This is a genomic window from Bacillus sp. FSL M8-0025 (genome assembly GCF_037975475.1).
GTDB classification, from domain to species: domain Bacteria; phylum Bacillota; class Bacilli; order Bacillales; family Bacillaceae; genus Bacillus; species Bacillus subtilis.
This window is the reverse complement of sequence record NZ_CP150258.1, coordinates 2,956,475-2,971,207: the sequence shown is the minus strand read 5'-3', so window position 1 is coordinate 2,971,207 and position 14,733 is coordinate 2,956,475. Positions and strand designations below refer to the sequence as shown.

17 protein-coding genes are annotated in these 14,733 nt (G+C 42.8%); 14 read left to right on the top strand and 3 right to left on the bottom strand.

Going from position 1 to position 14,733, the window contains the following annotated elements; translation table 11 throughout:
- Window positions 1-122: 122 nt before the first annotated feature.
- Complete coding sequence (locus MKX38_RS15390; protein ID WP_003229106.1) at window positions 123-638, bottom strand: gamma carbonic anhydrase family protein; 516 nt, start codon at window positions 636-638, stop codon at window positions 123-125.
- A gap of 48 nt (window positions 639-686) precedes the next feature.
- Between MKX38_RS15390 and ytpA the strand changes: the two genes are divergently transcribed.
- Together ytpA and tbcS are read left to right on the top strand one after the other, a co-directional pair.
- The gene (gene ytpA, locus MKX38_RS15385; RefSeq protein ID WP_032726460.1) at window positions 687-1,466 is read left to right on the top strand and encodes a phospholipase YtpA; all 780 of its coding nucleotides are present in this window, start codon (window positions 687-689) and stop codon (window positions 1,464-1,466) included.
- A 20-nt stretch (window positions 1,467-1,486) separates the two neighbouring features.
- A complete protein-coding gene (tbcS, locus tag MKX38_RS15380) occupies window positions 1,487-2,590 on the top strand; it encodes a tetraprenyl-beta-curcumene synthase (RefSeq protein WP_004399076.1) in 1,104 nt (367 codons plus the stop codon).
- Here tbcS and MKX38_RS15375 read toward each other — a convergent pair.
- Window positions 2,580-3,164: a class I SAM-dependent methyltransferase gene (locus MKX38_RS15375; protein ID WP_038429495.1), complete on the bottom strand. Its 585-nt coding sequence runs from the start codon at window positions 3,162-3,164 to the stop codon at window positions 2,580-2,582. The two genes, tbcS and MKX38_RS15375, sit on opposite strands and share 11 nt — an antisense overlap.
- Entirely contained in the window at window positions 3,161-4,129 is a 969-nt protein-coding gene (locus MKX38_RS15370; protein WP_021480354.1) for a TIGR01212 family radical SAM protein, read from the bottom strand. Before MKX38_RS15370 ends, MKX38_RS15375 begins: the two co-directional genes overlap by 4 nt.
- 161 nt (window positions 4,130-4,290) lie before the next feature.
- On the opposite strand from MKX38_RS15370, the gene MKX38_RS15365 reads away from it, so the two are divergent.
- The 12 genes from MKX38_RS15365 (at window position 4,291) to bceB (ending at window position 14,731) form a co-directional block, all read left to right on the top strand.
- On the top strand, window positions 4,291-4,563 hold the full coding sequence (locus tag MKX38_RS15365; RefSeq protein WP_003229117.1) for a YtzC family protein: 273 nt from the start codon (window positions 4,291-4,293) through the stop codon (window positions 4,561-4,563).
- Window positions 4,564-4,717: 154 nt separating this feature from the next.
- On the top strand, window positions 4,718-4,855 hold the full coding sequence (locus tag MKX38_RS15360) for a hypothetical protein (RefSeq protein WP_003229119.1): 138 nt from the start codon (window positions 4,718-4,720) through the stop codon (window positions 4,853-4,855).
- Between the two features lie 33 nt (window positions 4,856-4,888).
- Complete coding sequence (ytrA, locus tag MKX38_RS15355; RefSeq protein WP_003229121.1) at window positions 4,889-5,281, top strand: GntR family transcriptional regulator YtrA; 393 nt, start codon at window positions 4,889-4,891, stop codon at window positions 5,279-5,281.
- Entirely contained in the window at window positions 5,274-6,152 is an 879-nt protein-coding gene (gene ytrB, locus MKX38_RS15350; protein ID WP_221776925.1) for an ABC transporter ATP-binding protein YtrB, read from the top strand. The genes ytrA and ytrB overlap by 8 nt, the downstream gene beginning before the upstream one ends.
- Window positions 6,146-7,132 carry an ABC transporter permease YtrC gene (gene ytrC, locus MKX38_RS15345; protein ID WP_339187636.1) on the top strand — a complete coding sequence of 329 codons (987 nt, stop codon included), beginning with the start codon at window positions 6,146-6,148 and terminating at the stop codon, window positions 7,130-7,132. The genes ytrB and ytrC overlap by 7 nt, the downstream gene beginning before the upstream one ends.
- A 29-nt stretch (window positions 7,133-7,161) precedes the next feature.
- Window positions 7,162-8,139 carry an ABC transporter permease YtrD gene (gene ytrD / locus MKX38_RS15340; RefSeq protein ID WP_221776923.1) on the top strand — a complete coding sequence of 326 codons (978 nt, stop codon included), beginning with the start codon at window positions 7,162-7,164 and terminating at the stop codon, window positions 8,137-8,139.
- Between the two features lie 14 nt (window positions 8,140-8,153).
- Window positions 8,154-8,849 carry an ABC transporter ATP-binding protein YtrE gene (gene ytrE, locus MKX38_RS15335; RefSeq protein ID WP_003229129.1) on the top strand — a complete coding sequence of 232 codons (696 nt, stop codon included), beginning with the start codon at window positions 8,154-8,156 and terminating at the stop codon, window positions 8,847-8,849.
- Entirely contained in the window at window positions 8,839-10,149 is a 1,311-nt protein-coding gene (gene ytrF / locus MKX38_RS15330) for an ABC transporter permease YtrF (protein ID WP_339187635.1), read from the top strand. The genes ytrE and ytrF overlap by 11 nt, the downstream gene beginning before the upstream one ends.
- Window positions 10,150-10,245: 96 nt before the next feature.
- Entirely contained in the window at window positions 10,246-10,941 is a 696-nt protein-coding gene (gene bceR / locus MKX38_RS15325) for a two-component response regulator BceR (protein WP_069323070.1), read from the top strand.
- On the top strand, window positions 10,934-11,938 hold the full coding sequence (bceS, locus tag MKX38_RS15320; protein ID WP_003229135.1) for a two-component sensor histidine kinase BceS: 1,005 nt from the start codon (window positions 10,934-10,936) through the stop codon (window positions 11,936-11,938). Before bceR ends, bceS begins: the two co-directional genes overlap by 8 nt.
- 101 nt (window positions 11,939-12,039) lie before the next feature.
- The gene (bceA, locus tag MKX38_RS15315; protein ID WP_003229137.1) at window positions 12,040-12,801 is read left to right on the top strand and encodes a bacitracin ABC transporter ATP-binding protein BceA; all 762 of its coding nucleotides are present in this window, start codon (window positions 12,040-12,042) and stop codon (window positions 12,799-12,801) included.
- Complete coding sequence (gene bceB, locus MKX38_RS15310; RefSeq protein ID WP_339187633.1) at window positions 12,791-14,731, top strand: bacitracin ABC transporter permease BceB; 1,941 nt, start codon at window positions 12,791-12,793, stop codon at window positions 14,729-14,731. The genes bceA and bceB overlap by 11 nt, the downstream gene beginning before the upstream one ends.
- The last annotated feature ends 2 nt before the right edge of the window (window positions 14,732-14,733 follow it).

Below are 14,733 nucleotides of genomic sequence, written 5' to 3'. Positions count from 1 at the left end.
TCATGCTATATGTGAACGTTTTATGGAAAAATCGAAACCCGAACTGTTATGACGTCCGGGTTAACGATGGTTATTGCTTTCAAATATAATTTGAAAAATGGTAAAGTAAGACGAAGCAGGTCTTATGTTTGTTGAAGAAATTTATAATATTGGCCCTTTTCTACATATTCTGACCGTATTCTTTGCATATCTTTTCGGTCTTCTTCCGTCAAAGGGCGGATGACTTTTGCAGGGCGGCCAAAGGCGAGATGGTCAGGCGGAATGATTTTTCCGGGCGGGACAAGACTGCCGGCACCAATAAAAGCGCCTTCGCCAATTTCGGCTCCGTCTAAAATGATTGAGCCCATCCCGATTAAGGCGTTCTTGCGGATAACAGCGCTATGAAGTGTAACCTGATGGCCTATCGTGGCGTCATCTTCAATGAGCAGCGTCTTGTTCGGGCTTTGATGGAGGCAGCTTAAATCTTGGATATTGACTCTGTTTCCGATTCTGGTCGGCGCAACATCTCCCCTTATGACAACAGAAAACCAAATGCTGGACTGTTCTCCGATCACGACATCACCGGTAATTGTTGCATTATCAGCTATAAAGGCTGTTGGGTGGATATCTGGCTTGTGTTCCTTATAAGGGTAGATCATAAGATTCATCCTTCTTTCTCTATTTAAATTTCGTATGAGGTGAAGAACATGTGGACCTGGAAAGCAGACAGACCTGTTGCAGTGATTGTAATCATTCACGGGGCAAGTGAATATCACGGACGATATAAATGGCTGATTGAAATGTGGCGGTCTTCGGGTTATCACGTTGTCATGGGCGATTTGCCTGGACAGGGAACAACGACAAGAGCGAGAGGGCATATTCGCTCGTTTCAAGAATACATTGATGAAGTAGATGCTTGGATAGATAAAGCGCGAACTTTTGATCTGCCGGTTTTTCTTCTAGGTCACAGCATGGGCGGTCTGGTCGCGATTGAATGGATTAAACAGCAAAGAAATCCCCGGATTACGGGAATTATTTTATCATCACCGTGTCTCGGACTGCAAATTAAAGTCAATAAAGCGCTTGATCTTGCATCAAAAGGCCTGAATGTCATCGCTCCGTCACTTAAGGTTGATTCGGGATTATCAATTGATATGGCGACGCGCAATGAGGACGTCATCGAGGCTGACCAAAATGATTCGTTATACGTCAGGAAAGTTTCTGTCAGATGGTACAGAGAGCTTTTAAAGACAATTGAATCGGCAATGGTGCCGACAGAGGCATTTTTGAAAGTTCCGCTTCTTGTGATGCAAGCCGGTGATGACAAGCTTGTTGACAAAACGATGGTCATCAAGTGGTTTAATGGTGTTGCTTCTCATAATAAAGCATACAGAGAGTGGGAAGGGCTTTACCATGAGATCTTCAATGAACCCGAGAGAGAAGATGTTTTTAAAGCAGCAAGAGCGTTTACTGATCAATATATTTGAACTAGTAGGGGGTGCATGTGTTGACAGTACCGGAACATCCTTTTGGATTGATGGCAAAGGTATATCGAGATATTTTTCCGCTCGTTCATCAAGAGCTGGACATATGGAAGCAAAAATCAGAATCGATTCATAACAGTGAATTGAAAGCACAGGCAACCGCAAGTATTCGGGACAAAACGTTTCACTGTGAAGGCGGCGGCATACTGGCCTTATTGTCAGGCAGCCAAAAACAGAAATGTGTCGAGTTTATCATCGCGTATCAAACGATTAGTGATTATTTGGACAATCTGTGTGACCGCAGCACCTCGCTGGACCCGCAGGATTTTCGGATGCTCCATGCCTCAATGCAGGATGCACTGACAGTTGGGGCGGAACTGCAAAACTATTATCAATTCAGGGAAGAACAGGATGACAGCGGATATCTGCACGAACTGGTCAAAACGTGCCAGCGTGTCCTTGGTTCCATTGAGCACTATGACATGATTAAACCTTATCTGCTTGAACTGTGCGGCTATTATTGCGATTTGCAGGTGCATAAGCACGTTATTGAGCATGAGCGTGTTCCGCGGCTTGAAAAGTGGTTTACTCAATATGAATCAGAGCTGCCTGAGATGGAATGGTATGAATTTTCAGCCTGTGCAGGCTCAACGTTAGGCATTTTCTGTCTGGTTGCGTATTCGTTCCAGCCTGATTTCACAGAAAGCACCGCTAAAAAAATCCGCGACAGTTATTTTCCTTACATACAGGGTCTTCATATCCTGCTTGATTATTTGATTGATCAAGAGGAGGACTTGCTGGAAGGAGACTTGAATTTCTGCTCGTATTATCAGTCTCATGAAGAGATGATGGACCGGCTTGAACACTTTATCCATAAAGCCGACGAGCATTTACAAGGCATTCCGCATGAAAACTTCCATCGTTTAATCAATCGCGGCTTGCTTGGCGTTTATTTGTCAGATGATAAAGTGGCAGGCCAAAAGGAAATGGGCCGGCTCGCAAAGAAGCTGATCAAAGCCAGCGGAAAAACCTCCCTTTTCTTTTATATCAACGGCAGAGCCTACCGGAAATTTCAAAAAATGTCCTGGATGAAAAACTCAAAGAAAAAAGCTCAAATCATTTGCTGATCTGAGCTTTTTTTTCGATGGCGATAATAAATGGCGGGTCATTTTGCTGATTGATAAATCCGTATGATAATACACGGGCTGTTTGCTGGTCCAAGTCCCGGCAAAACTCGAGCACGTCGTTTTTTTCAGCTTTGCCTTCCGGGTGGCCATGATAGACGACGAGAACAATCAGACCTTCGTCTTTCATGATGCCGAGAAGCTGTTCAATTGCTTTGATCGTAGAACTGCCGTTTGTCGTAATTGATTTGTCCCCGCCCGGCAAATAGCCGAGGTTAAATACCGCGGCCGCCACTTTGCCATGTGTTTCAGGCGGGAGGGATTCAGCGATTTTATCATGGCTTTTGTGAAATAACGTTGTTCGCGCTTGATACATGTCACCGAGCCGTTCCTTTGTATTGGCCACGGCTGATTCTTGGATGTCGAATGCGTACACATGACCGTTTTCACCAACAAGCTCCGCTAAAAACTGTGTATCATGTCCGTTGCCCATTGTCGCATCTACGACAATATCTCCTTCTCCCGCGGCCATTTTCAGCAGTTCTTTGCTGTAGGGAAGAATTTTCTTCAAAATCATAGCGCTGATTCCTCCTCAAGCCGCTGAAAGAACTTTCCTTGATAGCTGCCTCGGTTTTCGAGCTCTTTATTAATGGCGCCAAGTACTTCCCATTTGTTGACGCTCCACATTGGCCCGATCATCAACTCAATCGGTCCGTCACCTGTAATGCGGTGGACGATCATTTCAGGCGGAATGATCTCAAGCTGATCGCAGACGAGCTGCACATAATCATCTTGAGAAAGAAATTCCAGCTTTCCTTTTTCATATTGCTTGACCATCGGCGTGCCTTTCAGTAGGTGAAGCAGATGGATTTTAATGCCCTGGACATCCAAATCTGCGACGGCCTTTGCCGTTTCCATCATCATGTCCCGGTCTTCCAAAGGCAGCCCGTTGATAATATGCGAGCAGACACGTATGCCGTGTTTTCTTAATTTATTGACGCCTTCCACATAGCAGTTAAAATCATGTGCACGGTTGATCAGAAGTGCAGTCCGTTCATGAACTGTTTGAAGCCCAAGCTCCACCCACAAATACGTACGTTCATTCAGCTCTGCCAAGTAATCAACGACATCATCAGGCAGACAGTCCGGGCGTGTGGCGATCGAAATGCCGACCACATCATCTAAGGAGAGGACGGATTCGAATTTCTCACGAAGCACCTCAACCGGGGCGTGAGTGTTTGTGAAAGCCTGAAAATAAGCGATGTACTTGCCATCCTTCCATTTTTCGTGCATGCGGTTTTTGATGTCATGGAATTGCGTAATTAAATCATCGGCCCGGTTCCCGGCAAAATCGCCGGAGCCTGCTGCGCTGCAAAAAGTACAGCCTCCGTGGGCTACGGTGCCGTCCCGATTCGGACAGTCAAAACCGCCGTCAAGCGCTACTTTAAACACCTTATGGCCGAAATGTTCTCTGAGATGATAATTCAATGTATGATAGCGTTTTTCCGTATTTGAATAAGGAAAAGGATTGTTCTGCATCACAATTCATGTGCCTCCTTGCGTACGATTGCATCCTAAAATTGTAGCACGCATTTCACAAGAGAACAAATGAATATCGACCATAAATTACTTTATTGAATAAAGTCAGATGAGGCTACAATATGAATGATGGATGATTTCCATTACCAAGAGGAGGGGTTACTGTGGCAACAAGACAATCAGTAGATGAACATCTCCAGCAATGTATGCAGGCCTATGATTATGCTGAAGAACAGCTGAAAATCGCTTCTAAACAAGAGCATTATAACGATCAAGAATATAGTGATGCACAAATGCAGCTAGAAGATGCGGTAAATGCCTTGAATAAACTATGGCTGTCGTCAAATGATCAGCAGAGAGAACAGCTGTACAGAATGAGACTTCAGCTTCAATCTTTGCAAAATAATATGATCCTGCAGCACCCTCTTGATGTGTAGGAAAACGGACCCTTTTAAAAGGGTCCGTTTTTTTGTAAAAAAAGGATTGACTTTGTGAGTCAAAGTATTTATTGTATTAAGTGTACTAATTGAAGTAATACACTATAGACACTAATATAAAATCATTTATATATTGACATTAAGGGAGGCAGTTATGAAACATAAAAAACGAAACAAACGTAACGTGCCAATGCTGATTGCGGCATCTGTAATCGCTTGTTCTTTTTTTCTTGTTCTCGTGATGATCGGTTTTGAATGGCAAAAAAGTATAATTGATCATTTTTATCTATAAAAGGTTCAGATCGTATAGAAAGTAGGGAAGTAAATGATTCAAATCGATCCAAGAAGCTCAACACCCATTTACGAACAAATTATTCAGCAAATGAAAGAGCTTTGTTTGAAAGGGATCATGAAGCCTGGTGATAAGCTTCCTTCTGTCAGAGAATTGGCAACGATCATTATTGCGAATCCGAACACTGTCAGCAAAGCGTATAAAGAACTTGAGCGAGAGGGGATTATTGAAACGCTGCGGGGCAGAGGGACCTATATATCGGAGAATGCAAAAACGACACTGGTTGAAGGGAAGATGACGATGATTAAAGAGCAACTCAAACAGCTCATCATCGATGCACACTATGCAGGGGTTGAGCTGGAAAAACTGCACGAATGGATAAAGGAAATCAGCGCTGATGTGAAGGGAGGCAAAAAAAATGATTGAACTGCGGCAGCTGTCAAAAGCGATTGACGGCAATCAAGTATTAAAAGATGTTTCATTAACAATCGAAAAAGGAGAAATCTTTGGATTGCTTGGACGCAACGGATCAGGGAAAACGACGATGCTTCGCTTAATCCAGCAAATCATTTTCGCTGACAGCGGAACGATTTTATTTGACGGCGTAGAAATCAAAAAGCACCCGAAGGTCAAACAAAATATCATCTACATGCCTGTTCAAAATCCGTTTTACGATAAGTATACATACAAGCAGTTAGTCGATATTTTGAGAAGAATATATCCGAAATTTGATGTCACGTACGCGAATGAGCTGATGAACAGGTACGAAATTCCGGAAACGAAAAAATACCGTGAGCTGTCGACAGGCTTGAAAAAACAGCTGTCCCTCGTTCTGTCGTTTGCGGCGAGACCGGCGCTGATTCTCCTGGATGAGCCGACGGACGGTATTGATGCGGTAACTAGACATGATGTGCTGCAGCTGATGGTCGATGAAGTGGCTGAGCGTGATACGAGCATCCTGATCACTTCCCATCGCCTTGAGGACATTGAACGGATGTGCAACCGAATTGGTTTTCTCGAAGATTACAGACTGACCAACGTCATGGATCTTGATGAGTTAAAAGAAGAATACATTAAAATTCAAATGGCCTTCGATACAGATGTCAATTTGGCCATCAGAGAGCAAAACATTCCGATGCTCGATCAGGCCGGCGTGTTTTACACAGTGCTGATTCCGAAAAGCGATGAGGAGAAAAAGAGCTTTTTGAGAGAGCTGAAGCCAAAAGTATGGAATGAGCTTCCTGTCAACCTGGAAGAAGTGTTCATTGCGAAGTTTGGAGGGAAGCGGAGATGGTAGACCGAGGTCTCCTCTATCGAGAGTGGAAACAGAATCAAGTGGTGATTTTGCTAAGTATTGCGTTTTTAGTGCTGGCAAATCCGCTTTCTATCATTAATACGTATTTGTCTTATCAAGGGTGTCTGGCTCATCAAGACCCGCAATATTGTGAATTTATTGTGAATTATCATAGGAGCAATCTAATAGATATCAACTGGGTGCCGGGGGTCATTTTGGCGGTCTGCTTCCTCGGAATGGAACGTTCGAAAGGCACGATGGATTTTATATTAAGCCTCCCATATAACAGAAGCCAAATTTTTCAGACGAAATTTTGGTTAGGCGGTTTTGTGATTGTGCTGTCGCAATTAATTGGCTTTTTATTTGCGTGGCTGCTGATTCTTGTCTATAACCCTGAACACGTCTACTTTTTTGAGCACAGCAGCGTTGGAGTAATTGTGATTAGTTTTATGGCTTATTGTTTGTTGATGGCTGCTGGTGCATTAACGGGGAATGTTTTTGCCCAGTTATTAACGGCATTTGCTGCTGCGGTATTGCCGTATTTAATTGTTGCATTGCCGGTTGGAAACTTTGAAGTTGTTTTTGGTGTGAATATATGGGAAATGTTCCCTTCCCTGGAGGTGTATTTCTCTCTGACGAGCAATTTATTATATCTTGTGCCCATTGGTTATGTTGCAAGTGACTGGCTTATCGATAGTAAATATATTTTAATGATTCCAGCTGCCATGAGCATTCTGTTTTACTTGATTGGTTTGATAAGCTTCAAAAAGCATCCCAGTGAACGAAACGGACACTTTTTCTTATGGAACAGATTAGACCGTCCGGTGCAAATTCTGGTTATGGCTTTCGGCATCCTTGGATTTGGTTTATTTGGATACTATACCGGACATTCCATTATTGGTTATATTTTGGGTATGATCATTGGGGCAGTGGCTGGATTCTTTGTGAGCTACTTCTCTATTTATAAGAAAACAAAAGTGTAAGAAATGCCATAGGTTTGGAGGGAAGTGAGTTGCCGGATTCCGGACTGCTTTACAAAGAGTGGCGGCAGAATAAAGTCGCCTTAGTTATCACCATTTTGGTTTTTATATTGGGTAATCCATTATCAATTTTAAATATGTATCTCATCTATCAAGGCTGTGTCACTGGAAAAGAAAATTGGGTCGGCCCCTGCGTATTCAGCGTTGATTATTTAAACAGCTCATTTATCTCATTGTTTTGGATTTGGGGAGTCGTTTTGGCGGTCAGCCAGCTAGGGATTGAACGAAGCAAGGGCTTTTTTGATTTTACATTAAGCCTTCCGTATACAAGAGGGCAGATATTTCATGCGAAGTTCCTTACTGGCGGAATGGTGATTGTGATACCGCAACTCATAGGTTATGTTTTATCTGTTTTGCTGATCATACTTTTGAAGCCTGATCAGGCCGTTTATTTTCACAACTACAGCTTGGGAATGATTATTGTTAGCATGCTGGCTTATTCTTTGGTTATGGCCGGAGGAGCTTTGACAGGCAATAGTTTCGCACAGCTTCTAGTCTCATTTACCGTGGCCATTTCGCCATTTTTGCTCATCAGCCTGCCTGCGATCAACCTCGAGATCCTTTTTGGCGGATCAATCGATTTTATCCATGGTCCAGTACCTAAATGGGTGCAGTATTTCATTCCGATAATTTATGTAGACTCGAAATGGGCTGAGAATTCACCATATTATTTAGTCATTCCGGCTATCATGACTATCATTTTTTACATCATCGGCTATATTAGCTTTGTTAAAATGTCTAATGAAAGAAACGGATATTTCTTCTTATGGAAGCCGCTTAACCGCCCGGTGCAGATCATCGTTATTATCATAGGAATCATGGGCTTCGGCTATTTTGGATTTACTGCAAGCGAGAGCTTTGCCGGTTATCTCATTGGCATGGGTACAGGTGCGGTAATCGGTTTCTTGATTAGTTATTTTGCGATTTATAAAAAAATGAAACTTTTGTAAGGGAGAGAGAACATATGATTGATGTTCAGCATATTGACCATTCTTTCACGATCGGAAAAAAGGGCCGTGAGAATGAAGTTCCAGTATTGAAGGATGTTTCATTGAGCGTGGCGAAAGGGGAAATCGCCTGCATTGTCGGACGAAGCGGCTCAGGGAAATCAACGCTTTTGAATTTGATTTCCGGCTACATATCGCCGACAAAAGGGCGGATTGTCATTAATGGCACTGATGTTACGGGGTTTAATGAAAAGGAATGGGCGCAATTTCGGCTTGACCATTTCGGGTTTATTTTCCAAAGCTTTCAGCTCATCCCGGGCTTAACAACGTATGAGAATGTGGAAATGCCGCTGGCGTTAAAAGGAATCAAGCCATCTGAGCGGAAGCAAAAGGTGCAGGACATGCTGAAACGCGTCGGTCTGGAAAACCACGCCGCTCATTATCCGAATGAACTGTCAGGCGGCCAGCAGCAGCGTGTCAGTATTGCTCGAGCATTGATTTTAAATCCTTCGATTATTTTAGCGGATGAGCCGACGGGAAGCCTTGATTCAGAAACGGAACATGAAGTGCTGGAATTGATCCAGCAGCTGAATCGTGAGCGTGGCATTACATTTGTGATCATTACTCACGATGATGAAGTCGCTTCTATCGGACATTCAAAATTTCAGCTTCATGATGGTGTGCTAAAAGGAGGAATTACCGTTGAGGTTTAAGGATCAGGTTCATTTTATCAGAAGAAATATGAAGAAAAACAGACTTCGCGTCTTTATGACGATTCTTGCAACAACGATGGCGTGTGCGTTTTTGGTTGTGCTGTCGTCCGTTGGATTTGGGATTCAAAAGACAATTACAGATATGACAATGAGCCAGCAGGTTGTAACGAAAGTCAGTGTAATGGGCAAGGAAGGAGACAAGCCTATTAAAAAAGCTGATTTAGAGAAGTATGATCACGTAAGGTCAGTTGTAGAAAGAACACAAGTGTATGAACCAAACAAAGCTACTTTAGGCAATCGTACAAATGAAAGCTCAAATCTCATTTTTACTAATATGAATGATGAATTAAAGGCCAATATGGAATTGGAAAAGGGAAGAGTCGCAAAGTCGGAAAATGAAATCGTAGTAGGATACGACTTCGCAAAGAGATTATTAACGAAAAAAGAATCGGACGAATATAACAAAAAAATCGAAGAAGCAAAAGGAAATCCAGAAGATATAAAAGAACCAAAGGGCTATACGAAAGATATTCTGAACAAAACAATAGAACTAAGTGTATCGAAGACAGATCCTAAAACAGGGGATGTTACAAAAACAAAAACATATGACTTTAAAATTGTCGGTATTACAAAAAAACCATCTCAAGACTGGATGGAGGACTCAAACATTTTTATCAGTGATCAATTCAAAAAAGATTTTTCGGAATTCTTAGATTTCAAAGGCGGAAATGTTGAAACGAACATTGGCGTTTTTGCTGATAAGTTTGAGAATGTGGAGCAGCTGACAAATGATCTAACAGATGACGGGTACTATGTCACATCAGTGACTACCGAACTTGAGGGAGCCAATACCTTCTTCATGGTCTTCAAAATCGGACTGATCTTTGTCGGATGTATCGCAGTTATCATTTCAGCGATCGGCATTTTTAACACGATGACGATGGCGGTGACAGAGAGAACGCAAGAGATCGGCATTATGAAAGCGATTGGGGCGAGCCCGTCAATCATTCGCCGAATGTTCTTGATGGAAAGCGCGTATATCGGAATTTTAGGCTGTGTGATTGGGATTATCATTTCTTACGGCGTGAGCTACCTTGTCAACCTGGCCGTTCCGATGATTCTTGCGGCCACAAGCGGAAGCGATGCGGGCGACTTGAATTACACATTCTCCTACATCCCGGCGAGTCTTGTGATCATTGCCGTTGTGATTTGCGGAGGGGTCGCAGTCATTTCCGGAATGAACCCGGCGAGAAAAGCAACAAAAACCAACGTGCTGACAGCGTTGAGAAGAGAACTATAATGCGAACGAGCCGGCTGAGACAGCCGGCTTTTTCTATAGCGCATGATAGCGTTTTGCTATACACTTGATAAAAAAGGAAAAAGTGCGGTGAGTTGATTGTTTAAACTTTTGCTGATTGAAGATGATGAATCGCTGTTTCATGAAATCAAGGATCGTTTAACGGGATGGTCCTATGATGTATACGGCATTCAGGATTTCAGTCAGGTGCTGCAGGAATTTGCGGCGGTTAATCCTGATTGTGTCATTATTGATGTACAGCTGCCTAAATTTGACGGCTTTCATTGGTGCCGGCTGATCCGCTCCCGGTCAAATGTTCCGATTCTCTTTTTATCCTCCCGGGATCATCCTGCTGATATGGTGATGTCCATGCAGCTCGGGGCAGATGACTTTATCCAAAAGCCATTTCATTTTGATGTGCTGATTGCGAAAATCCAAGCGATGTTCCGGCGTGTGCACCATTATAATACGGAGCCGAATACGATTAAAACGTGGTGCGGCGCTGCTGTAGACGCGGAGCAGAACCTCGTCAGCAATGACAAAGGATCTGTTGAACTGACCAAAAATGAAATGTTCATTCTAAAACAATTAATAGAGCAAAAAAACAAGATCGTCAGCCGGGAAGAGCTGATCAGAAGCTTGTGGAACGATGAGCGTTTTGTTAGTGATAATACGCTGACCGTCAATGTCAATCGCCTTCGAAAAAAACTGGAGGTCCTGCAGCTAGGTGCATATATCGAGACAAAGGTGGGCCAGGGCTACATCGCGAAGGAAGAGGACAAGTTCTATGATTAAAGCATTCCTTATCGAAAGGCGGAGCTGGATTGCCGCGTTTTTGTTTCAGCAGGCTTTGATGCTGTTCATTGCTTTTGTCGATCCTTCCATATCATTCGGGAATGTACTTTATATGGTGTATTTGTGCATCTTGTTTTTTATCATATTCCTTTGGTTCCGCTATCGGAAAGAAACAGCGTTTTATAAAAGCTTGAAAACATGGGAGAACAATCTCGATGTGACAGCCATAAATGAACCGGAAACGCCGTTTGAAGCAATGGTTGAAAGAAGCATTGCCGGGCAAACAGAACACTTGAAGCAGACCGCAGCACGGCATCGCTTAGCATTGGAAAATGAAAAAGATGAGCTGATGGCATGGATCCATGAGGTCAAAACCCCATTAACAGCGATGCATTTAATCATTGATAGAATGGAAGAAAAAGCACTGAAATCCCAGCTGTCATATGAATGGCTGCGTATTCACCTGCTTCTTGATCAGCAGCTTCATCAAAAACGGATATCATTTATTGAAAACGATCTGTCAGTAGAATTCATTCAGCTTCAGCCTTTGATCTTTAAAGAAATCAAAGATTTACAATCGTGGTGTATCCAAAAAGGGATCGGTTTTGACATAAAGCTCGAGGCCAAAGAAGTGCTGAGCGATGCAAAATGGCTGGCGTTTATCATCAGGCAGCTGCTGACAAACGCGGTGAAATACAGCGAAGCCTCTGAAATCGAGATCAAAAGCTTTCAAAAAGGGGAACAGACGCAGCTCCAAGTGAAGGACTGTGGCAGGGGCATTGATCCAAAAGATGTACCGCGTATTTTTGATAAAGGGTTTACATCCACAACGGATCACCATGATCAAGCGTCAACTGGCATGGGGCTGTACTTGGCAAAAAAAGCAGCGGCGCCGTTATTGATCCATATTGATGTTGAGTCGGAGTTTGGTGCGGGAACAGTTTTTACATTAACCTTTCCAATACGGAATCAATTTGAACATGTCATAAGCGTGTGACGAAAATGTCACATGCTTTTCTTTTTTGTTCGCCGTATCGAAGGAAAAGCCCGGCATTCCTTTTTATAATGAGATTATCCAATATAAAGGAGACTGCGTAAATGGTGATTTTAGAAGCGAATAAAATTCGAAAAAGTTATGGAAACAAGCTGAATAAACAGGAAGTGCTGAAGGGCATCGATATTCACATTGAAAAGGGCGAATTCGTCAGTATTATGGGGGCTTCCGGGTCGGGAAAAACCACTTTGCTCAACGTTCTGTCCTCAATCGATCAGGTCAGTCACGGAACCATTCATATTAATGGAAATGACATGACGGCTATGAAGGAAAAGCAGCTGGCTGAATTTAGAAAACAGCATTTAGGCTTTATCTTTCAGGATTACAATTTGTTAGACACATTGACAGTGAAAGAGAATATCCTTCTGCCTTTATCGATCACGAAACTATCAAAAAAGGAAGCCAATCGCAAGTTTGAGGAAGTTGCAAAGGAACTGGGAATATATGAATTGCGGGATAAATACCCGAATGAAATTTCCGGCGGCCAGAAGCAGAGAACATCCGCTGGAAGAGCGTTTATTCATGACCCGAGCATTATTTTCGCTGATGAACCGACCGGCGCGCTCGATTCGAAATCGGCCTCCGATCTATTAAATAAGCTGAGCCAGCTCAATCAAAAACGCAACGCGACGATTATTATGGTTACCCATGATCCCGTCGCTGCCAGCTACTGCGGCAGAGTCATTTTTATTAAGGACGGGCAAATGTATACACAGCTGAATAAAGGGGGCCAGGACAGGCAAACGTTTTTCCAGGATATTATGAAAACGCAAGGCGTGTTAGGCGGGGTGCAGCATGAACATTAATCAGCTCATCCTGCGAAATTTGAAAAAGAATCTCCGGAATTACTATTTGTATGTGTTTGCGCTCATCTTTAGCGTGGCGCTTTATTTCGCCTTTGTCACGCTGCAGTATGATCCAGCAATTAACGAAGTGAAGGCTTCAATCAAGGGAGCCGCGGCTATTAAAACCGCTTCGATTTTGCTTGTGGCTGTAGTGGCGATCTTCATTTTATATGCCAATACAATTTTTATTAAGAGACGGAGTAAAGAAATCGGGCTGTTTCAATTAATTGGAATGACGAAGCATAAAATTTTTCGCATCTTAAGTGCAGAAAATGTCATGCTGTATTTCGGTTCATTAGCGATCGGGGTAGCGGCCGGGTTTTCGATATCGAAGCTTGTCTTGATGATTCTGTTCAAAATTGTCGATGTCAAAGCGGATGCGAAACTGCATTTTTCTGAGCAGGCCTTGGTCCAAACGGTCATTGTGTTCTGCGGCATTTACCTTTTGATCATGATCATGAATTATACGTTTATCAAAAAACAGAGTATTTTATCTTTGTTTAAAGTAACGTCCTCCACTGAAGACAAAGTGAAGAAAATATCATTTTTCCAAATGCTGATCGGCGCTTTAGGCATCGTGTTGATTTTGACAGGATACTATGTGTCTTCTGAGCTGTTTGGCGGAAAATTTAAGACCATTAATGAACTGTTTGTTGCGATGAGCTTCATTCTGGGGAGCGTCATTATCGGGACGTTTTTGTTTTATAAAGGATCAGTTACGTTTATCTCGAATATCATTCGAAAAAGCAAGGGCGGCTACTTAAATATTTCTGAGGTTCTGTCACTGTCATCGATCATGTTCAGAATGAAATCGAATGCGCTGCTGCTGACGATTATTACAACCGTTTCAGCGCTCGCCATCGGGCTGTTATCTCTTGCTTACATCTCGTATTACTCGTCGGAAAAGACCGCTGAACAAAATGTAGCGGCTGATTTTTCATTCATGAATGAGAAAGATGCCAAGTTATTTGAAAACAATTTGAGTGAAAGCAACATCTCGTTTGTAAAAAAAGCAACACCTGTCCTGCAAGCAAATGTTGACATTGCAAATATCATGGATGGAACTCCGAAAGAGATGCAGGGCGATCCCGGCAATATGCAGCTTGCTGTTGTTAGCGACAAAGATGTAAAAGGAGTCGATGTGGCGGCTGGAGAAGCCGTTTTCTCAGGATACACCGACTTGCTGCAAAAAATAATGGTTTTCAAGGACTCTGGTGTTATTAAAGTAAAAAGCAAGCATGAGGCGCAGCCATTAAAATATAAAGGATTAAGAGAAGAGTTTCTTGTATCCTACACGTTTACAAGCGGGGGCATGCCCGCTGTCATTGTGGATGACAGCCTGTTTAAACAGCTGGACAAGGATAAAGACCCCCGCATTCAGCTGGCGCAATCTACATTTATCGGCATCAATGTGAAACATGAAGATCAAATGGAAAAAGCAAATGAGCTTTTTCAACAGGTGAACAAGAAAAACGAGCATTTATCAAGACTGGATACAAGCGCTGCGCAAAAATCACTGTTTGGTATGGTGATGTTCATCGTCGGCTTCTTAGGGTTAACGTTCCTGATTACATCAGGTTGTATCCTTTATTTTAAACAAATGGGAGAAAGTGAAGATGAAAAACCGAGCTATACGATTTTAAGAAAACTCGGTTTTACGCAGGGCGACCTGATAAAGGGGATACGCATCAAACAAATGTACAACTTCGGCATTCCGCTCGTTGTCGGCCTCTTCCACAGTTACTTTGCCGTCCAATCCGGCTGGTTCTTATTCGGATCAGAGGTATGGGCGCCTATGATTATGGTGATGGTGTTATATACTGCGCTCTACTCCATTTTTGGTTTTCTGTCAGTTCTTTATTATAAGAAGGTCATTAAATCGTCGTTGTGAAA

Bases quoted from the DNA above. Each gene is read 5' to 3' on its own strand.
- ytrE (WP_003229129.1), top strand. From the start codon at position 8,154: ATGATTGATGTTCAGCATATTGACCATTCTTTCACGATCGGAAAAAAG.
- MKX38_RS15375 (WP_038429495.1), bottom strand. From the start codon at position 3,164: ATGATTTTGAAGAAAATTCTTCCCTACAGCAAAGAACTGCTGAAAATG.
- ytpA (WP_032726460.1), top strand. From the start codon at position 687: ATGTGGACCTGGAAAGCAGACAGACCTGTTGCAGTGATTGTAATCATT.
- ytrB (WP_221776925.1), top strand. From the start codon at position 5,274: ATGATTGAACTGCGGCAGCTGTCAAAAGCGATTGACGGCAATCAAGTA.
- ytrC (WP_339187636.1), top strand. From the start codon at position 6,146: ATGGTAGACCGAGGTCTCCTCTATCGAGAGTGGAAACAGAATCAAGTG.
- bceS (WP_003229135.1), top strand. From the start codon at position 10,934: ATGATTAAAGCATTCCTTATCGAAAGGCGGAGCTGGATTGCCGCGTTT.
- ytrA (WP_003229121.1), top strand. From the start codon at position 4,889: ATGATTCAAATCGATCCAAGAAGCTCAACACCCATTTACGAACAAATT.
- MKX38_RS15360 (WP_003229119.1), top strand. From the start codon at position 4,718: ATGAAACATAAAAAACGAAACAAACGTAACGTGCCAATGCTGATTGCG.
- bceB (WP_339187633.1), top strand. From the start codon at position 12,791: ATGAACATTAATCAGCTCATCCTGCGAAATTTGAAAAAGAATCTCCGG.
- bceA (WP_003229137.1), top strand. From the start codon at position 12,040: ATGGTGATTTTAGAAGCGAATAAAATTCGAAAAAGTTATGGAAACAAG.
- MKX38_RS15390 (WP_003229106.1), bottom strand. From the start codon at position 638: ATGATCTACCCTTATAAGGAACACAAGCCAGATATCCACCCAACAGCC.